The 19,212-nt window shown below is 39.6% G+C and carries 15 protein-coding genes; 1 reads left to right on the forward strand and 14 read right to left on the reverse strand.

Annotated features, from left to right (window positions below; genetic code table 11):
* Positions 1-65: 65 nt before the first annotated feature.
* The 13 genes from QUF49_RS10715 to QUF49_RS10775 form a co-directional block, all read right to left on the reverse strand.
* Positions 66-1,133: a BMP family lipoprotein gene (locus QUF49_RS10715; protein ID WP_289495639.1), complete on the reverse strand. Its 1,068-nt coding sequence runs from the start codon at positions 1,131-1,133 to the stop codon at positions 66-68.
* Positions 1,134-1,221: 88 nt separating this feature from the next.
* On the reverse strand, positions 1,222-1,947 hold the full coding sequence (locus QUF49_RS10720; protein ID WP_289495640.1) for a GntR family transcriptional regulator: 726 nt from the start codon (positions 1,945-1,947) through the stop codon (positions 1,222-1,224).
* A 189-nt stretch (positions 1,948-2,136) separates the two neighbouring features.
* A complete protein-coding gene (locus tag QUF49_RS10725) occupies positions 2,137-4,497 on the reverse strand; it encodes a DNA translocase FtsK (RefSeq protein ID WP_289495641.1) in 2,361 nt (786 codons plus the stop codon).
* A 117-nt stretch (positions 4,498-4,614) separates the two neighbouring features.
* On the reverse strand, positions 4,615-4,824 hold the full coding sequence (locus QUF49_RS10730) for a YlzJ-like family protein (protein ID WP_289495642.1): 210 nt from the start codon (positions 4,822-4,824) through the stop codon (positions 4,615-4,617).
* Entirely contained in the window at positions 4,821-5,573 is a 753-nt protein-coding gene (locus tag QUF49_RS10735) for a ClpP family protease (RefSeq protein ID WP_289495643.1), read from the reverse strand. Before QUF49_RS10735 ends, QUF49_RS10730 begins: the two co-directional genes overlap by 4 nt.
* A gap of 96 nt (positions 5,574-5,669) precedes the next feature.
* On the reverse strand, positions 5,670-7,337 hold the full coding sequence (locus tag QUF49_RS10740) for a ribonuclease J (RefSeq protein ID WP_289495644.1): 1,668 nt from the start codon (positions 7,335-7,337) through the stop codon (positions 5,670-5,672).
* A 1,081-nt stretch (positions 7,338-8,418) separates the two neighbouring features.
* Entirely contained in the window at positions 8,419-9,288 is an 870-nt protein-coding gene (dapA, locus tag QUF49_RS10745; protein ID WP_289495645.1) for a 4-hydroxy-tetrahydrodipicolinate synthase, read from the reverse strand.
* A 12-nt stretch (positions 9,289-9,300) separates the two neighbouring features.
* On the reverse strand, positions 9,301-10,566 hold the full coding sequence (gene dapG, locus QUF49_RS10750) for an aspartate kinase (RefSeq protein ID WP_289495646.1): 1,266 nt from the start codon (positions 10,564-10,566) through the stop codon (positions 9,301-9,303).
* Between the two features lie 21 nt (positions 10,567-10,587).
* Positions 10,588-11,631, reverse strand: a complete 1,044-nt coding sequence (asd, locus tag QUF49_RS10755; protein ID WP_289495647.1) for an aspartate-semialdehyde dehydrogenase — start codon at positions 11,629-11,631, stop codon at positions 10,588-10,590.
* 144 nt (positions 11,632-11,775) lie between these two features.
* Complete coding sequence (dpaB, locus tag QUF49_RS10760) at positions 11,776-12,363, reverse strand: dipicolinate synthase subunit B (protein WP_289495648.1); 588 nt, start codon at positions 12,361-12,363, stop codon at positions 11,776-11,778.
* Positions 12,364-12,368: 5 nt separating this feature from the next.
* The gene (gene dpaA, locus QUF49_RS10765; RefSeq protein WP_289497630.1) at positions 12,369-13,262 is read right to left on the reverse strand and encodes a dipicolinic acid synthetase subunit A; all 894 of its coding nucleotides are present in this window, start codon (positions 13,260-13,262) and stop codon (positions 12,369-12,371) included.
* 857 nt (positions 13,263-14,119) lie between these two features.
* Positions 14,120-15,361, reverse strand: coding sequence for a M16 family metallopeptidase (locus QUF49_RS10770; protein ID WP_289495649.1), 1,242 nt, complete (start codon positions 15,359-15,361; stop codon positions 14,120-14,122).
* 78 nt (positions 15,362-15,439) lie between these two features.
* Positions 15,440-16,414, reverse strand: coding sequence for a polysaccharide deacetylase family protein (locus QUF49_RS10775; protein WP_289495650.1), 975 nt, complete (start codon positions 16,412-16,414; stop codon positions 15,440-15,442).
* A gap of 396 nt (positions 16,415-16,810) precedes the next feature.
* On the opposite strand from QUF49_RS10775, the gene QUF49_RS10780 reads away from it, so the two are divergent.
* On the forward strand, positions 16,811-16,951 hold the full coding sequence (locus QUF49_RS10780) for a hypothetical protein (RefSeq protein ID WP_289495651.1): 141 nt from the start codon (positions 16,811-16,813) through the stop codon (positions 16,949-16,951).
* 90 nt (positions 16,952-17,041) lie between these two features.
* On the opposite strand, the gene pnp is transcribed toward QUF49_RS10780, so the two are convergent.
* Complete coding sequence (gene pnp / locus QUF49_RS10785) at positions 17,042-19,156, reverse strand: polyribonucleotide nucleotidyltransferase (RefSeq protein WP_289495652.1); 2,115 nt, start codon at positions 19,154-19,156, stop codon at positions 17,042-17,044.
* Between the last annotated feature and the right edge of the window lie 56 nt (positions 19,157-19,212).

Raw genomic sequence — 19,212 nt, forward strand, 5'->3', positions numbered from 1 at the left:
ATGTACATAAGGAAGGACTTGGCTTCTGCCAAGTCCTGGCCTAATATTAAGCTAGCTTCATAGAATTACTTTAAGTTCTTTTTAAACTCTTCAAACTCAGCATCTGTTTTAGGAACTTTTACTTCTCCGCCGATGATCTTTTTCTTGAAATCTTCAACTGATTTAAGTGCATCTGGCTCAACGTTATCTTGAGTTGGAGCGATACCTACTCCGTCTTCTTTAAGACCAAATTCTACGATCTTTCCACCTGGGAATTCACCGTTCATAGCTTGCTCAGAAACTTCATAAACCGCTTGGTCTACACGTTTTACCATCGAAGTAAGTGTTACATCCTCAGGCATACCTTCTTCATGCTGATCACGGTCAACACCGATTACCCAAACTTCTTCACCATTTTTCTTACGGTTTTTCGCTTCAGTGAACACACCCATACCTGTTCCGCCTGCTGCGTGATAGATGATGTCAGCGCCTTGCTGATAGAACGTGTTAGCAATCTGCTGTCCTTTTTCAGCTTTGTTGAAGTCTTCTGCATATTGAACCATCACTTCAGCATCAGGGTTTGCAGTTAATACTCCCGCTTTAAATCCGTTTTCAAACTTCTTGATCAGTTCACTGTTAACACCACCAACGAAACCTACTTTGTTCGTTTTTGATTGCATCCCAGCTACTAGACCTACCAAGAATGAACCTTCATGCTCTGAGAACGTAATGTTTGCTACGTTGTCACCTTTTACAACCATATCAACAATAGCAAGTTTTGCATCGGGCTGTTGTTTAGCAACTGTTTCTACATCTGTTCCCATTAAGAAACCGATTCCAAAAACAACATCGTATTTTTGACGGATTAAAGAGTTCAAGTTTGGCTTGTAATCACTTTGCGCCGTTGATTGTAAGTATTTGTAACCTTTATTTTCTTCTAAGCTATTATCTTTACCAAACTTCGTTAAACCTTCCCAAGCTGACTGGTTGAAAGACTTATCGTCTACACCGCCAGTATCAGTTACCATCGCTACTTTAAAGTCTTTTTTGTCTCCTCCGCCAGAAGATTTCCCTTCATCAGAAGATCCACATCCGGCAAGAATCGTACCGGCAGTTAACATTGCAGTTACCATCAATCCTAATTTCTTTTTCAAGTCATTTTCCCCCTGTAAATGTTTTCATTTTAATGACTAAAACCAATGCTGCAAAAAAGTACCGATCACCCCCTAAAAAAGACTTTAATTATAAGCGCTTTCTTAAAACAGAGAATAAAAACTTATCAGATCTAAAGTAGTTGCAAGAATAGAGTACAGGTTCATCAAACTGATCATAGTGCATCTGCCTTAAAATTAGTAACGGCACTTGTGCATCACTTTCGAGAATTTCTGAGATGCGGTCATGATAGCCGATCGGTTCGATGTTTGTTACCGCATACATAACGCGTCTGCCCGTTTCCTTTTCTAACATCTCTAAAAAGGATTCATAATCATGCAGACCTTTTGCCGGAAACAAATGTGCTGGCATATGATCCTTACAGAATACAACAGGTTCTCCATCTGCTGTACGAACACGTTCCATCATCATAAGACCATCTGGTAAAGAATCATTAAACTTACTTAGTAGTTCATCTGTTACATCCGTCATTTGTGATGATAGAAAAATCGTACCCGCTTTCTTTCCGCCTCTTTCTATCATATCGGTAACGCTGTATAATTCTTCAATCCCAGATGAGAACAAAGCACGCGTTCTGACAAATGTACCGACACCGTGTTTTCGAATGAGTACGTTTTCATCTTCCAAAATACGAAGTGCCTCACGCAACGTAGCCCTTGAAATCCCAAGCTGTTTAGATAGTTCAAACTCTGAAGGAAGTTTTTCTCCTTCTTTATAAATACCTTCTTCAATATCTTTTTTTAACTTTTCAATCACTTTAATATATAACAAGCGATGGTCAGCTTTTATGGACATTACATAAACCACCTTAACTAGTTGTTCGACGTATGACAAATTATTAGTAGAATCGACATTACTATACCATTTTTAGTTCTATAAATAAATACTAATTTTACAAATTTTTAATAGGTATTCTTTGGATTTAACATTATTAGAAAAATATGACATAAACAAAAGAAAACGAGCCCCGTAGAGCCCGTTTTCCTATGAACTGGATGCTTCTTTTTCGTCCGGCATCGCTGATATCAATACTTCACGAGGTTTCGACCCTTCATATGGACCGACGATCCCTTTTGATTCCATCGAATCAATCAGCCTTGCTGCCCTTGAATATCCGATCCGAAACCTTCTTTGCAGCATAGAGACAGATGCCGTTTGCATATCAACGACGAGTCGAACTGCATCTCCAAATAATTCATCTTCAGATTCCATTACAGCAGGTTCTGCTTCCTCTGTCGGAATCATTTCTGTTTGATATTGAGCTCTTTGCTGAGTAACACAATGTTCAACAATAGCTTCTACCTCCTCGTCAGAAAGGAACGCCCCCTGAACACGAACAGGTTTTGAAGCACCTGATGGGAAGAACAGCATATCCCCTCTGCCTAACAACTTCTCTGCACCACCCATATCAAGGATTGTCCTAGAATCTGTTTGAGAAGATACACTAAACGCGATTCTCGATGGAATATTTGCTTTAATGACACCTGTAATAACATCTACTGATGGCCGCTGAGTGGCAATTATTAAATGGATACCTGCTGCACGAGCCATCTGGGCTAGGCGTGTAATCGCATCTTCAACATCCCCTGAAGCGACCATCATCAGATCAGCAAGTTCATCGACGATTACGACAATATAAGGTAAAAATGGCTGTTTGGCATCCCCTTTAGCGTTTTGCTTACGAATGGATTCATTGTAGCCTTCTATGTTCCGTGTGCCGCTATGAGAAAACAGTTCATATCTTCGTTCCATTTCAGATACCACTCTTTTTAAAGCTTGAGCTGCCTTTTTTGGCTCAGTTACGACTGGTGCTAAAAGATGCGGTATTCCATTATACATATTTAACTCTACCATTTTTGGATCAATCATCATCATTTTTACTTCATGAGGTTTTGCTCTCATCAAAATACTTGTAATGATTCCATTAACACACACACTCTTCCCGCTGCCGGTTGCTCCAGCTACAAGCAGATGGGGCATTCTGGACAGATCTGCAATAATCGGTTCACCCGAAATATCTCTTCCAAGGCCGATAGCAAGTGGTGACTGCTGACCCGAAAATTGAGGAGCTTCAAGCACTTCTCTTAGAGTTACCATAGAAATTTCCTGGTTAGGAACCTCTATTCCTACTGCTGATTTTCCTGGAATCGGCGCTTCGATTCGAATATCTTTTGCTGCTAATGCTAATGCAAGATCGTCTGATAAGTTTACAATCTTGCTTACCTTTACACCAACATCCGGATAAACCTCATACTTTGTAACAGCAGGTCCTAAGTGTACTTTAAGAACCTTTGCTTTTACACCGAAGCTCTCAAACGTTTTTTCCAGCTTCTTAGCGTTGCTCTTACTCGCAGCATATTGTTTATCTTTATGCTGGCCGCTGTTTTGAGGTGTTCTTAAATGTTTCATCGTAGGTAGCTGGTAGTGTTCGTTCTGAATGACTTCATCACCAAAATTAGCTGGAAGAGGTGATGGAACCGATTCATCATAAGTTTTATCCTTGTCTTCTGTACTTTTCGTCTCTTCTGCATCACCGTACACTTGCGGAGCGAATTTTAGTTGCACACCACTTTCTGTCTGATGAACTCTTTTTGTAAAGTCTTCGATAACAGGTTCTTCTGAGATAATGATCTCTTCTGTTTCATCTTCATCATCCATAGTGGGCGGTTTGAGAATTTTCTTTTCTTTTGCTTTTTTCGTACGCTCTTCAGCCAAAGATTGTTTCTTTTCCTGAACGAATTCTTTAAATTTTGCAGAAGATGAACTTGTAATATCTACAAGTTTTTGAAGTAAAACGGAAAGAGATTTTCCTGAAATCAACAAAAGACTGCCGATAATCAGAAAAAAGATAACGAGCTTTGTCCCACCCGCTCCAAACAAAAAATAAAATAGAGCAAACCCTATAGCTCCAGCTAAACCACCGCCAAGATCATTCGTAGAAGTTTCACCTTGAAGCTGCATCCAATACAGATCCCACGTGTTTCGAATAACAGAAGCATCTTTCCAATCTCCGCCGTTCGTTAAATGTTCAAACAAAGTCAGATGACTTAGGACTAAGAATGAAAAAAACAAGATATAAACACCTGCTAGTTTTTTTGAAAACAATACAGGCCAGCTTCTTTTCCAAATCAAATAAAAGGATAATAAGATACAGCCTAACAATAAAATCCCATACCATTCTCCGCTAAAAAAACGAAGTAAATGAACGAATGCCATTCCGACATTACCCATTTTAGCTAGTCCGAGCGAAGCGAGTGCTAATATCGTAAGACCTGCAATTTCAAATGTCAGCTGCTCTTTCCATCTGCCTTTATTCTTTGCTTTCTTTTTTTTGTTTTTTGCCATGTAATCACCTCACAAGCTTGCAATTTTATGTCTGTATGTATGTAGAAATGGAAAGAAAAGCAGCCCTGCAAAAAGAAGGCTGCTTTAAAATAGTATAGCATATTTCTAAGGTGACTTTTAAAAGTTTCGCAGCACCATTCCAGGTTGACATTCTTCTAATAAAAAATGAGAGGGATCTGTGCTCATAACTTGAACGATCTTTGTTTCATCACCCATGCGTTCTACGAGTACAGGTACATTATTATAAAGTATAACATTCTGCGCGGTTTGTTCGTTTCCTTCTTCCGGAAACATCAATTCATAAGGCTGCATCGTATACCAGATCATTGTTTTAACCCGTTGTTATCATTATTGTCTTGTTTATGCTGCTCAATCAGTTCGTTCAGTTTCTTTATCGCTTGTCCAACACCGCCGACCTCATTAATGAGTCCATCACTAACAGCATCTGTACCTATAACATTTGTACCAATATCTCGTGTTAGGTTCCCTTTAGAAAACATCAGTTCTTTAAAACGGTCTTCGGTGATCTTCGAATGGCTCGTAACAAATGAAATCACCCGATCTTGCATCTTGTCTAAGTATTCAAACGTTTGTGGAACTCCGATTACTAGACCTGTTAAACGCACAGGATGAATTGTCATGGTTGCAGTTGGAGCTATAAACGAATAATCTGCGCTTACAGCAATTGGAACACCAATTGAATGCCCACCGCCAAGAACCAGCGATACACTTGGTTTTGATAAGGATGCAATCATTTCTGAAATTGCAAGGCCTGCTTCGACGTCCCCGCCGACCGTATTCAGTATTACAAGAAGTCCTTCAATCTTATGATTTTGTTCGATCGCTACTAATTGCGGAATTAAATGTTCATACTTTGTCGCTTTGTTGTTAGGCGGCAGCTGCATATGTCCTTCTATTTGACCTACAATCGTTAAACAATGAATGCTGGACCCTTCCATTGTCGGCACATTCGTTTGTCCTAATGATTGTATTTTCTGTATAAGTCCCGAGCTGTTTTCATCTTTTTTAGGTGGTGCATCTGTTTGCGGTGTTTCTGTTTCTGGTGTCTGATCCATTTCATTCATACCCCTTCTAAGTTAGGTTCTTCTTAGTATGGGCCTTATTTCCATTCATATGAGAAAAAAATAAAAAAAACCCGCTGAAACAGCGAGTTAAATTTCCATAATGATCGGCATGATCATTGGTCTTCTTTTCGTTTTTTCAAACAAATACTGACTTAACGTATCTCTCACGTTAGATTTTAAGCTTGACCATTCTTTCATGTTTTCGTTCATGCATTTTTCGAGCACATCTCGAACTTTCGTATTCGCTTCTTGCAAGAGTGCTTCACTTTCTCTTACATAGACGAAACCTCTTGAGATTATTTCTGGCCCAGAGATTAGCTGATGAGAATCTTTGCTGATCGTTACAACGACTACTAGAATTCCATCTTGTGATAACAGCTTTCTGTCACGAAGAACGATGTTGCCGATATCGCCTACTCCAAGCCCATCTACTAAGACATTACCAGACGGTACTTTTCCAGTTTTTTGAGCTTTGCCATTCGCGAATTCAACAACTTCACCTTTATCAACAATAAAGATGTTGTCTTTTTCAACGCCAACTTCAATCGCTAATTTTTGATGAGCTTTTTGCATCTTATATTCACCATGAACAGGCATAAAATATTTAGGTCTCATCATGCTAAGCATGAATTTAAGCTCTTCGGCGCTTCCGTGGCCTGAAACGTGAACTTTTTTCTGTCCAAAAATAACATCTGCACCTGTTCTCATCAACTTGTCTACCATTTTAGCTACTGACGTTTCATTACCAGGTATCGGGGTAGCGGCAATAACGACAGTATCAGTTGGTCGAAGTGCGATTTGTTTATGTGATTTTTGTGCCATTCTAGACAGCGCAGCCATCGATTCACCTTGACTGCCTGTTGTAAGTATAACAACTTTTTCATCGCTGTAATCGTTTGCTTGATCGATCGTAATTAGCAAATCTTTTTCAAAAGTCAGGTATCCGAGTTGTGAAGCAATATCAACAACCTTCACCATACTTCTTCCGTTTACAGCTACTTTTCTGTTTGTCTTTGCAGCAGCATTCATTACTTGCTGTACACGATGCACATTAGATGCGAACGATGCAATAATGATTCGGCCTTTAGCAGCTTGAAAGACATCTAAAATCTCTTGTCCAACTTGCGCCTCTGGTCCTGTAGAACCTGGACGCTCAGCATTCGTGCTGTCTGAAAGCAAGCAGAGAACGCCTTCTTCAGCCAGTGCTGAAATCTTTCCGAATTCTGTATGCTGTCCATCAATAGGTGTATGGTCAATCTTGAAATCACCAGTGTTTGCAATTATTCCCTGTGACGTGTGAATTGCAATACCTACTGCATCTGGAATACTATGATTAACATGGAAGAAACTCACCTTTGCACTATTGAATGACAGCTTTTGGTTCGTTTCAATCATATTTAATTCAGTTGAACGTAATAGTCCTGCTTCTTTTAATTTTGCTTCTACTAATCCTAATGTTAATCGCGTTCCATAAACCGGAACCGGAACTTGTCTTAAAACGTAGGGAAGTCCTCCGATATGATCTTCATGAGCATGTGTTAAAAAGATTCCTGTTACTCGCTCCAGGTTTTCCTTCAGGTAAGTTACATCTGGTATGACAATATCAATTCCCAGCATTTCCTCCTGTGGAAACATTAGACCTGAGTCCATAACAAAAATTTCCTCACCCGTGTCCACTACATACATGTTTTTGCCGATTTCACCTACTCCGCCCAGGGCAAAAACTTTAATTTTATCTTTATTTTGTTTTGACAATGTGTATATTCCTCCTATGTTGTATGTAAAAAAATGTTAACCCGATCACGTCACTTAAAATCATTATACCGTATGTGAGGAATACAAAACAAGACTGAGCAAAGGACAAATAAAAATAAAGACTGTATCAAAATGATTTCAGCTGCTTGCTGCTTGCTTTTAAAACTAAAGATCTCGAAGGATAGTTGTTTTGTGTAAACTTTTTTGTTATTGGAAGTGGTCGATTTCCGTTCCAGGTGCTCCCTTTCCGCGGGGCAGGCGGTGAGCCACATTCGTACGTTTCACGTATAAGTGTCTCACCTGTCTAGTTGCAGTGGCTAGCCCCTCGAGGTCAAAAGTTAAATGGTCCACAAGACAAAGTGCGTCTTGATAGCCCATTCACCTTTTGCTTGTCGGGGCTGAACGAGCCACTTCCACTTTTCGGACTGCCGGCCTGTCCCGCAGGAGTCTCGCACCTTCCACTCCAATCAACTGTCACAAAAGCAAATAGAAAATGAGTTTTGGAAAGGAACAATCTTTTAGAAAGAGCCTCTAACAAAAAGTGCCTGAAAAACAACAACTTTTTTAGATTTTAAAGTTCTGCATGTTGTATGTATTCCTTATAGATTTATGACACTTAATCGAACTCAAAGAAAAAGTGGATGTTTGTATTTGATGAATGCATTAAATATGAGCTGATATGCTTGTTGACTGATGTTTAAGGCTAAAGGGTTAGTCGATAATTGTCGAGCATTAGCAACTCGCCGATATATGTGCAAAACTCGCCGGATTATAGCTAAAACTCGCTGGAATAAGTCCGAAATTTCTAGTATTATTCCAAAACTTTCAGGAATTATCGGTAGGGATACCCCACCCAGTATAGATTAAAGTCCGTCATGAGAACCTTCTTTGCAGCTATTTTGTTCTGGTTATCAAAATTCAACAGAAATTATTACGAAATAGGTTGTTTTTTCAAGTTCTTCGAGCGTAACAACAGCTTTCATGCACGTTAACCGCCTAAATTATAACAGATAAGAACACACGTTACCTCTGAAACTAGACAAAATAAAAAGCAGACCGGAATGAACACCGGTCTGCTTCTTTATAGACTATTTAATCGTAAGGAAAGTGCTTCTCTTTCAGTTTGGTTTAAAGGCAATAAAGGAAGTCTTACACCACCAACATCAAGACCTTTTAATTGCAATGCAGTCTTTACTGGCGCAGGACTTGGCGCTTTAAAGAGCTCGTGCATTACAGGCAGAAGTTTACGGTGAAGTTTTGCAGCTTCTTTGTTTTCCCCATTCTGAAATGCTTGAATCATCGCCTTCATCTCATTGCCGATTACATGAGAAGCCACTGATACAATTCCTGCACTACCTATTGCCAGAGAAGGAAGTGTTAATCCATCATCTCCGCAGTAAAGCAAAAAGTCATCAGGAGTTCTTTCAATAATCTCACTCATCGTATCCAAGTTACCGCCTGCATCTTTTAATGCCACAATGTTTGGTACTTCAGCTAAACGAAGTACTGTGTCTACTGAAAAAGATACAACAGATCTTCCTGGAATGTTATAAGCCATGATCGGAAGACTAACCGCACTAGCGATCGCTTTATAATGCGCAACAATACCTTCTTGACTTGGTTTATTATAATACGGTGCAACGATCATGATGGCATCTACACCGATTTCTTCAGCTTTCTTTGAAAGATCAATTGATGCTTTCGTATTATTACTTCCAGTTCCTGCAATAACTGGTACTCTGCCATCTACTACTTTTAGTACGTGCTTAAAAAGCGCAATCTTTTCTTCTGTTGTTAATGTAGGTGACTCACCTGTTGTTCCTGCAACTACTATGCTGTCAGTCCCATTGTTAAGCAGATGGTTTACAAGCTTTGTCGTCCGTGCAAAATCGATGTTGCCTTTGCTGTCAAAAGGCGTAACCATCGCAGTACTAATACTTCCAAAATTCATTTCGTTCACTCCTCAATACTCATTAAACTGCTGCTGAACAATTTCTTGAAGATTTGCTGATATTCCTTCTTCATTTAATCGGAATGTAGAATGAAGTGCATTTACCGATTCTATTAGGTCTTCTTTTTTAACGAGTACCCATATCGTTGTATGAGAGTCGGCCGATTGCAAGATCTGAATGTTCTTGCTTGATAGAGATTCAACGATCGCAGCTGTAACACCTGGTGTTCCCGCTATGCCTGCCCCTACAGCAGATACTTTGGCACATTCACGATTTACTTCTGGTTCATAACCCAGCTCTTTTAATTTTCTAAGAGCCATATCGGTTTTATCTTCCATGATTGTATATACAACACCTTTTGGACTGATGTTGATAAAATCGACAGAAATCTGTTCTTGAGCCATCGCTTTAAATACTTTTGTATGCAGATCATATTGTCCATCGTTGGCATATACTTTAATTTGAGTAATGTTGGACACATGTGCGATACCCGTAATGATGGATTCTTGGATGTCTTTTCCAGCAGGGCCTTTCATTGCTGAAGTAACGAGCGTTCCAGGAAGATCTGAGTACGTAGAACGAATTCTTAACGGTATCTTCGCTTGCATGGCAATCTCTACTGCACGCGGATGGATGACTTTAGCACCTTGATAAGCCATGTTGCATATTTCAGCATAAGTTACGACGGAAAGCGGCCTTGCGTCTTTAACAAGCCTAGGGTCAGCTGTCATAACGCCCTCGACATCGGTAAAAATATCGATAAACTCTGCTTCCAATGCCGCACCCAATGCCGAAGCACTTGTGTCGCTTCCGCCTCTTCCAAGTGTTGCGATGTCTCCTGTTTTGGACTGTCCTTGAAACCCTGCAACAACCACAACTTGATTGTTCTGTAGTTCAGACTTTATCCGATCCACTTTCATATCTACAATTCTGGCATTAGAAAAGTCGTCATTTGTCCTGAATCCCGCTTGGGGACCAGTCAACGCAGCAGCAGATAATCCTGAAGCATTTAACAAGCCTGAAAATACGACAGAAGAGATGATCTCTCCACAAGATAAAAGTAGATCTTGTTCTCGATTTGATATTTTGTTTTTGTCATCTAAAAGACTTAATAAAGTGTCTGTAGCATACGGATCACCAAAACGCCCCATCGCTGAAACAACACAAACTACTTTATAACCTTCATCAACGGCCTTTTTTATATGACGGACTGCTTCAATGCGGCCCGTATCATCTTTTAAAGAAGTTCCCCCAAATTTTTGAACGATAATCTTCATGAATGCACCTTCTTTATAAAATTAAAGCAGATTTAATTTGATTAAGCTTTCTGCAATCTGTACTGAGTTGAAAGCCGCTCCTTTTAATAAGTTATCTGACACAACCCACATATGATAGGCATTATCACGGTCTAAGTCTTTGCGGATTCTGCCTACGAATACGTCAGGCAATCCAGCTGCTAATGCAGGCATTGGATAAATCTGCTCTTCAGGCTGATCTTGCAGTGTTACTCCTGGTGCTGCTATTAAAAGGTCTCTTATCTCTTGTACAGAAGGATTGCCTTTCTCGAACTCTGCATATAAAGATTCAGAGTGTCCTGTTTCAACTGGCAATCTTACACAAGTTGCAGCAATCTCAAGGTTCTCAAGATGCATGATTTTCTTTGTTTCATTCATCATCTTTAATTCTTCAAATGTATACCCGTTATCTTCAAACTTATCAATTTGAGGAACAGCATTAAACGCGATTTGATAATGTTTTTTATCAGATGCACATGGCATGATCGAAGCTTCAAAAGGTTCATCGTTAAGAATTGCTCTAGATTGTTCTTTTAATTCTTCAACCGCTTTTGCTCCTGCTCCTGAAACAGCTTGATACGTAGAAACGATAACCTTTTTAAGTCCATACTTTTCGTGAAGAGGCTGCAGTGCTACAACCATCTGAATCGTTGAACAGTTAGGATTTGCAATGATTCCATTATGTTTTAATAAATCTTGTTCGTTTACTTCAGGTACAACTAGCGGTACATTCGGATCCATTCTGAATGCACTCGTGTTATCAACAACGATTGCTCCTCTTTTCACCGCTTCATGTGCAAGCGCTTTTGACACAGAACCGCCTGCGGAAAACAAAGCGAGATCCACACCTTCAAAAGCTTCTGGTGTTGCTTCTTGAATGGTATGAGACTCTCCATTAAATGTGATGACCTGTCCTGCAGATCTTTTACTGGCAAGAAGGGACAGCTTCTTGATCGGAAAATTCTTTTCACTTAACGTATTTAACATCTGCTGGCCTACTGCGCCAGTTGCTCCTACTACAGCTACATGAAATGATTTTTGGCTCATACTTTATTAACTCCTTTATTGTTTAAGGTAAGCAAGTTACAACAGAAGGAGAAACTCAAGAATCGGTTTCTCCTAAATAATCCATATAATTTATCATATTTTATCATAAACTTTGACGTTATGAACGGATTTTCTTCTGCTGTTTTAATCTGCCACCCTAAGTACAGGCTGGAGCTGCTTACCTTCGAGTGCATATTCGATGGTTTCAATCAGCGTATCCATATGAGCCACTAAGGAATTTTGCTTTTTTACTGGATCATCTTGACTGAATGGAATAAAGTAAATGTTTTTGGTTGCCATCAAGCGCATAATATTCACACCGTTCAATCCTAAACCATCATTGGTGGATATACCAAGCACTACTGGTTTTTGATTTCGTAGTGTAGCTTTTGCTCCCATCAACACAGGGGAGTCAGTCATTGCATTTGCAAACTTGCTTATCGAGTTGCCTGTAAGTGGCGCAATTACCATACAGTCCAGTGGAGTTTTCGGTCCGAATGGTTCTGCTTTTACAATCGAATCAACAGGATCGTTGCCTGTGATCAGCTTTATTTTTTCAACCCATTCTCCTTCTGTTCCAAAACGTGTAGTCGTATGCTGAACCGTATGGGTGAAGAACGGAGAAACGTTAGCACCTAGATCTACTAGTTTTTGAATCTGTGGAAATACGGCATCATACGTACAATGGGAGCCTGTTAGACCAAAACCGATATGCTTCCCTTTAAAATTCATGATAACTACCCCTTCCGCTTTTTAAATTCATTGATTAACAGCTGCGAAAGTACATTGGCAACGATTTTCCCCGCTGTTTTAGGAGCGACAATTCCCGGTAACCCTGGGGCAAGCAGAGCTTTGATCCCGCGTTTTTCAGCATACCTAAAATCAGTCCCCCCAGGTTTAGATGCCAAATCAACAATCAGTGTATGTGATGGAAACTTCGAAATAACATCTGCGTTGACGATTTGTGTTGGTATGGTATTAATGCAAACATCTGTCTCATATACTTCATTCTTTAAGTTATCTAGATGAAACGGAATCATTCCCATTTCAGAAATTCTAGCCATATGTTCTGACTTTCTAGCTCCTACTTTTACACGTGCTCCTAACGCTTGGAACGTGCGTGCTACACTCATTCCTACACGTCCGAAACCTAAAACAACCGTATTGGATTGATGGATAGTAATGTCTGTATGCTGAATCACCATCATGATCGTACCTTCAACTGTAGGAATGCTGTTATAGATCGCCACATCATCTCTCTCAAACAATTTTGTCAGCTTTCTATTGCTATTTTTCGTAATACCGTCCAAATACGGGTTACTGATTCCAGAAAACACGTGGCAATGACTTTTTGTCTTTTTCAAATGATCTTCTGTTAAAATCATTTTGCGATTAGAAAATATGGTATCAATCTCCCCTTGCAACCCGGTTCCACTTACAGGCAAAATGATGCTATCTAACTTTGAAAAATCAACTTCGTCTATATCCATCTTTGATGCTCCGGTAAATCCATGATCGAGTTGATCATAGCCAATAAGTGTAAGTAAAGCATCTAGCTCTGTTAATTTCCGAATAACTTCTAGCTGTCTCGCATCGCCGCCAAAAACAGCGATATGCAAATCCGTTAACATTCTTTCTCCCCTTTCTCCGTTGTTCCTATATTGCAGGGGATTGCTATCCACGTTCATCATAATATGAATACCCCGCCTATCTGGTTACACAAGATACGCTTTTCACAACGGCATAACTTACTTTCAAGTAGAAATAAAATGCTATTGACACGAACAATAGGTTTCAATCAACACCATTATATTCATGAGCATCTCCTATGTTTGGGGCAATATGAAAACGTGGAGCCCATTTTTTAAAAGGCAGTTTTCGTAAACATGTTTGCTCTTAAAAGCAATAGATGTCCGCTCCCTACAGGGTGCTTGTTTTCCACATCAGATTTTTGAGATTGGGAAGAGAGTAAGTCAGAATTGACGAATACTAGATATCTTTATCAGAGACCTAGTTTTTTGAGGTAAGAAAATGGTGAGCCAGCAGCGGCTGGCTCACCATTTTTTAATGTGGATACGGTACGTGTTCTTACCCGTTCGCGCATAAGTACAAGATTTTCTCGTAGTAGAATCGAGTTTGCTCGCAGAATATAGTTTGTTCTCGCACAAATGGATCATTTCCGCGCACATCTAGTCGATTTACACGCAAACAGAACAAAACTAATGCTTTTTCGGGTATCAAAAGTTATTCCCGTTTTTACCAAGGGGGTATTACAGCCCTTAATTCTAGAAGTTTTAAGAATAATTCCTGAAAATCAGGAGTTAATTCCGCGAGTTTTGGTCATAATCCCGCGAGTTTTCCTAATATATCCGCGAGTTGATAAGCTCGACAAATGCCGAGCAGTCTTATACCCTCACCCCTTAAAAAAATAGTTTGCTTAAACAACAAAAAAACCCGGAAATTCCGGGTTTTCACGTATAGTGATATGTTATTGAAGCCCTTTTGGAAGTTCTCCTTGAGGACTTACTAATGAAGCAGAACATCCTTCACTGAAAATGGATTCTATTAATGAATTTACATCTTCTTTTGAAACGTTATCGATTGATTCAACCATATCATCTAACGTACGGTGATATCCTAAGATCAGCTCGTGTTTTCCGTTTCGGCTCATTCTGCTGTTCGTGCTCTCTAGACTCAGCATCAAGTTTCCTTTAATCTGTTCTTTCGAGTTTTTCAATTCTTTATCTGTAATTCCATTCTCTTTCAAATCATCAACAATATTTAAAATTGTATTATACAATTCATCTAATTGATGCGGTGCGGTTCCACCATAAATTGTGAAGATTCCATTATCCTGAAACGCGGAATGATAGGAGAATACAGAATAAGCTAAGCCTCTTTGCTCTCTGACTTCTTGAAAAAGCCGGCTTGACATGCTCGAACCAAATACGTTGTTAAGAATAATTAAACTGTAGCTGCGCTTGTCTTTAAGTGAAAGTCCAGGAAAGCCAAGACATAAATGAGCTTGTTCGGTTTCTTTTTTTCGTGCCAGCTTTTCAGGATGAAAAACAGGAGATTGTATTTCAGGCTTTATGATGCTGCTCGTTTTATAATTTCCGAACCACTTCTCAGCTTGTTGTATGAATGATTCATCAATATTTCCAGCTACTGAAATGACTACTTCCTCTGGAACGTAATGACTGTTCATATAATCACGTAAAGTATTACCTGTAAACGTGTTCAGCGTCTCTTCTGTACCTAAAATCGGAAAACCAAGTTCATGGTTTTGATAACTTGCCCGACTAAGCATGTCATGAACAATATCATCTGGAGTATCTTCATACATTTTGATTTCTTCTAAGACAACATTCTTTTCTTTTAAAAGCTCGCCTTCGTCAAAGGTAGAGTTAAAAAACATATCTGCTAATACTTCTAATGCGTAAGGTGCATGTGTATCTAAAACCTTTGCGTAATAACACGTATATTCTTTAGAAGTAAAAGCATTAACTTGGCCGCCTATGCTATCAAATGATTCGGCAATTTCTCTAGCACTTCTAGTTTTTGTCCCTTTAAAGAACATATGCTCTAGGAAATGAGAGATCCCGTTGTTTTTTGTATTCTCAAACCTTGAGCCCGTACCAATCCAAACTCCGATCGCTACAGAACGAACGGTCGGAATATTTTCCAAAACGACTCGGACGCCGTTTGAACACGTATGTCTTTTAATCAAACTTGTTTCCCCCTAGCTGTCAGTTGTTCCACAATAATCATAGGAACAATATACCATTATCACAACTCCTGCACAACTTTACTTGATGGTTTTTGGCAGCAGCCTTTTTTCATCCATCAAATCAGAAACTGTTCCGATGCTATATCCTTTTTCTTTTATTCCTTTGATTAGTTTCTCTAACCCCTTTGAGGATGATTCAGTTGGATGCATTAGAATCATTGCGCCAGGATGAACTTTGCCAAGTACGCGTTTAACCATTTCATCAGGCTCTGGACCTCGCCAATCAACTGTATCAACCGACCAAAGAATGGTCTTCATATCAAGGTCTGATGCAATCTGAACGACATCGTTGCGATAGCTTCCACTAGGAGGCGCAAACCATTTTGGAGACAGATCCAACGTTGCGTGTATTACTTCATTCGTTTGTTTTAATTCTTCAATAATGCGAGCATTTGTCATCTTTTTTAAATCAGGATGCGAGTATGCATGATTCCCGATTTCATGTTTTTCTTCCGCTATCATTTTAGCGAGTGATGGATTTTTCTTCACCCAAGAACCGTCTAGAAAGAATGTTGATTTCACATTATTCTTTTTCATCGTTTGCAGCATTCCAGGAAGATATTCATTTCCCCATGCTACATTCACTAAAAGCGTGACCATAGGTTTTTCAGGGTTGCCTCTATAAATAGGTGATGCGGGAAGATTATCCAGGTGAACGGTTGGCTCTATCTGTTTTACAACTAGCTTACTGCCGTCGTATTTATTGTCTTTCTTCATCGCTTTAAACGATGCTTCCATGTCAACAACAAGTCCATTATAACCGGGAGTGGCTTTCCAGACAGGATCGATTTCAGCATTTTTTGGAGGACTGTTTAGTTCTTTGGCTTTATCTTTGATCTGCTGATAGATTGAATTTGATTCCATTTGAGACACGGCTGTACTTTGGGCTTTAATACTTTCAATATAGGTGCTCGTAAAAGGATTATGCACCGAAAATGCAGTAGCAGTAAGAATTAAAACAACAATGGACCAGTGATGAATAGTATTTTTCACGTAACTCCCTCCCTGTACCAAGGTATGTACCTTTTGGACAGGTTAGAACGATTTAAATAAACACACTGAAGTCTGAGCTACAAATTGAGGTTATCGAGTAAGCGGTTGGTTTCCCGGTACGTATTCCTACACTTTTGCTGATAGAAGTAGCTTTTTGTAATATTTAACCCATAGACTGCATATATACATCAATCTGATGGTTTCCACAGATAGAGATAATGATTAGAGAGCAAGGTGCGTACCTACCACTTGGAAAGCTATAGCAAGCTATGCAACGAGTAATCTCACATCGGTAGCTTATGGGAGTAGTCGCAGGAAAAGCTTGCGTTAACAACATAAAACAAAAATGCTTTTTTCTAAAAGATTGTTGCTTTCAAATTTTGTCTTCTATGATAGTTGATTGGAGTGCAAGGTGTGAGACTCCTGCGGGACAGGCGGGCAGGTGAGACACTTAAAAGTGAAACGTTACGAATGTGGCTCACCGCCTGCCCCGCGGAAAGCGAGCACCTGGAACGGAAATCAACCACCTTCCAATAACAACAAAGTTTACCCAAACAGCAAAAAAAGACTGCCCAAAAGTGACACGTTAAGTGTGCACCTTTGTACAGTCTTTTTCAGTTTGGAATGTTAAACGTTCTGCTGCTGTTCGTTCTTCGCTTTTTCTTCTTTTAAAACTACTTTGCGTGATAAGTTTACACGGCCTTGGTTATCGATCTCCATAACTTTAACAAGGATTTCATCACCAAGTTTAAGGATATCCTCAACTTTACCAACACGTTCTTCAGCAAGTTCAGAAATATGAACTAATCCGTCTTTACCGCTAAAGAGCTCTAAGAAAGCACCGAACTTTTCAATTCGTTTAACTTTACCCATGTAGTACTCTCCAACTTGAACTTCACGAACAATATCTTCAATGATTTTCTTCGCTTTTTTGTTCATAGACTCGTCAGTTGAAGCGATGAAGACTGTACCGTCTTGCTCGATATCAATCTTAACGCCAGTTTCTTCAATGATCTTATTGATGATTTTCCCGCTTGGCCCGATTACATCACGGATCTTGTCTGGGTTGATCTTCATTGTAAGAATCTTAGGTGCATATTGAGAAAGTTGTGTACGAGATTCTGAAAGTGTTGCAAGCATAGATTTTAGAATGATCATACGCCCTTCTTTTGCTTGTGTTAAAGCTTCTTGAAGGATTTCACGGTTTATACCTGAAATTTTAATGTCCATTTGAAGAGCAGTAATACCGTTTGGAGTACCTGCAACTTTAAAATCCATATCTCCAAGATGATCTTCCATACCTTGAATATCAGTTAACACGGTTACGTCTTCACCGTCAGAAATCAGACCCATAGCAATACCAGCAACAGGTGCTTTAATCGGTACACCAGCATCCATCAATGCGAGCGTACTTGCACAAATACTTGCTTGTGATGTAGAACCGTTAGATTCTAATACTTCAGAAACAAGACGAATAGTGTAAGGGAATTCTTCTTCATTTGGAATTACTTGTTCTAACGCACGTTCACCTAAAGCACCATGACCGATCTCACGTCTTCCTGGTCCGCGCATAAATCCTGTTTCCCCTACGCTGAACGGAGGGAAGTTATATTGGTGCATAAAGCGTTTAGACTCTTCTACGCCAAGACCATCAAGAACTTGAACATCGCCAAGTGCTCCCAATGTACAAATGCTTAGCGCTTGAGTTTGTCCACGTGTGAATAGACCAGAACCATGAGTTCTTGCTAAAATGCCTACTTTTGAAGAAAGTTTACGAATTTCATCTGTTTTTCTTCCGTCAGGACGCACTTTTTCTTTTAAAATTAAGCGTCTAACTTCTTCTTTGATGAGTTTATGTAAAACTTCTTTTGCTTCGCTTGCTTTCTCTTCATCATCTTCGTAACGAGCAGCTACGTTTGCACTTACCGCATCAAGAGCTTCTTGACGTGCGTGCTTTTCAACAACTTTAACTGCTTCTTTTACGTCGTTTCCGACAAACTCACGAACTTCTTGTTCAACATCTTTATCAAGTTCATGAAGAACAACTTCCATCTTTTCTTTGCCGATTTCAGCAACGATCTCTTCCTGGAAAGCGATTAATTTCTTAATCTCTTCATGTCCAAACATGATTGCTTCAAGCATCACTTCTTCTGAAACTTCCTCAGCTCCAGCTTCAACCATGTTGATCGCGTGCTTCGTTCCTGCTACTACTAATTGAATATCACTTTTTTCATTTTGCTCAACTGTAGGATTGATTACAAAATTGCCATCAATTCGGCCAACTGTAACCCCTGCAATCGGGCCTTCAAATGGAATATCTGAAATAGATAAAGAAAGAGATGATCCAATCATCGCAGCCATTTCAGAAGAGCAGTTTTGATCAACGCTCATTACAGTGCTGACAACTTGTACTTCGTTACGGAAGCCATCAGCAAATAAAGGACGGATCGGACGGTCGATCAAACGGCTTGCTAAAACCGCCTTTTCACTCGGACGTCCTTCACGTTTAATGAATCCGCCAGGGATTTTACCTACTGCGTATAAACGTTCTTCGTAGTTTACAGTCAGTGGAAAGAAACTTAAATTTTTCGGCTGTTTTGAAGCAACAGCTGTTGAAAGCACTGCTGTGTCACCATATCTGACCATTACAGCACCATTTGCCTGTTTTGCTAATTCTCCAATTTCAAACGTAAGCGTTCTGCCCGCCCAGTCCATTGTAAATGTTCGTTTTTGTTGATCCATTTTACTTGGTACTCCTCTCAACACTTAAAAAATCCTAGTATTTTATGGTTCTATTA

The sequence above is a fragment of the Fictibacillus sp. b24 genome (assembly GCF_030348825.1).
GTDB lineage: Bacteria > Bacillota > Bacilli > Bacillales > Fictibacillaceae > Fictibacillus.

Coding starts and splice junctions, on each gene's coding strand:
- QUF49_RS10720 (WP_289495640.1), bottom strand. CDS start 1,947: ATGTCCATAAAAGCTGACCATCGCTTGTTATATATTAAAGTGATTGAA.
- QUF49_RS10725 (WP_289495641.1), bottom strand. CDS start 4,497: ATGGCAAAAAACAAAAAAAAGAAAGCAAAGAATAAAGGCAGATGGAAA.
- QUF49_RS10730 (WP_289495642.1), bottom strand. CDS start 4,824: ATGATCTGGTATACGATGCAGCCTTATGAATTGATGTTTCCGGAAGAA.
- QUF49_RS10735 (WP_289495643.1), bottom strand. CDS start 5,573: ATGGATCAGACACCAGAAACAGAAACACCGCAAACAGATGCACCACCT.
- dapA (WP_289495645.1), bottom strand. CDS start 9,288: ATGAATTTTGGAAGTATTAGTACTGCGATGGTTACGCCTTTTGACAGC.
- dapG (WP_289495646.1), bottom strand. CDS start 10,566: ATGAAGATTATCGTTCAAAAATTTGGGGGAACTTCTTTAAAAGATGAT.
- asd (WP_289495647.1), bottom strand. CDS start 11,631: ATGAGCCAAAAATCATTTCATGTAGCTGTAGTAGGAGCAACTGGCGCA.
- dpaB (WP_289495648.1), bottom strand. CDS start 12,363: ATGAATTTTAAAGGGAAGCATATCGGTTTTGGTCTAACAGGCTCCCAT.
- dpaA (WP_289497630.1), bottom strand. CDS start 13,262: ATGTTAACGGATTTGCATATCGCTGTTTTTGGCGGCGATGCGAGACAG.
- pnp (WP_289495652.1), bottom strand. CDS start 19,156: ATGGATCAACAAAAACGAACATTTACAATGGACTGGGCGGGCAGAACG.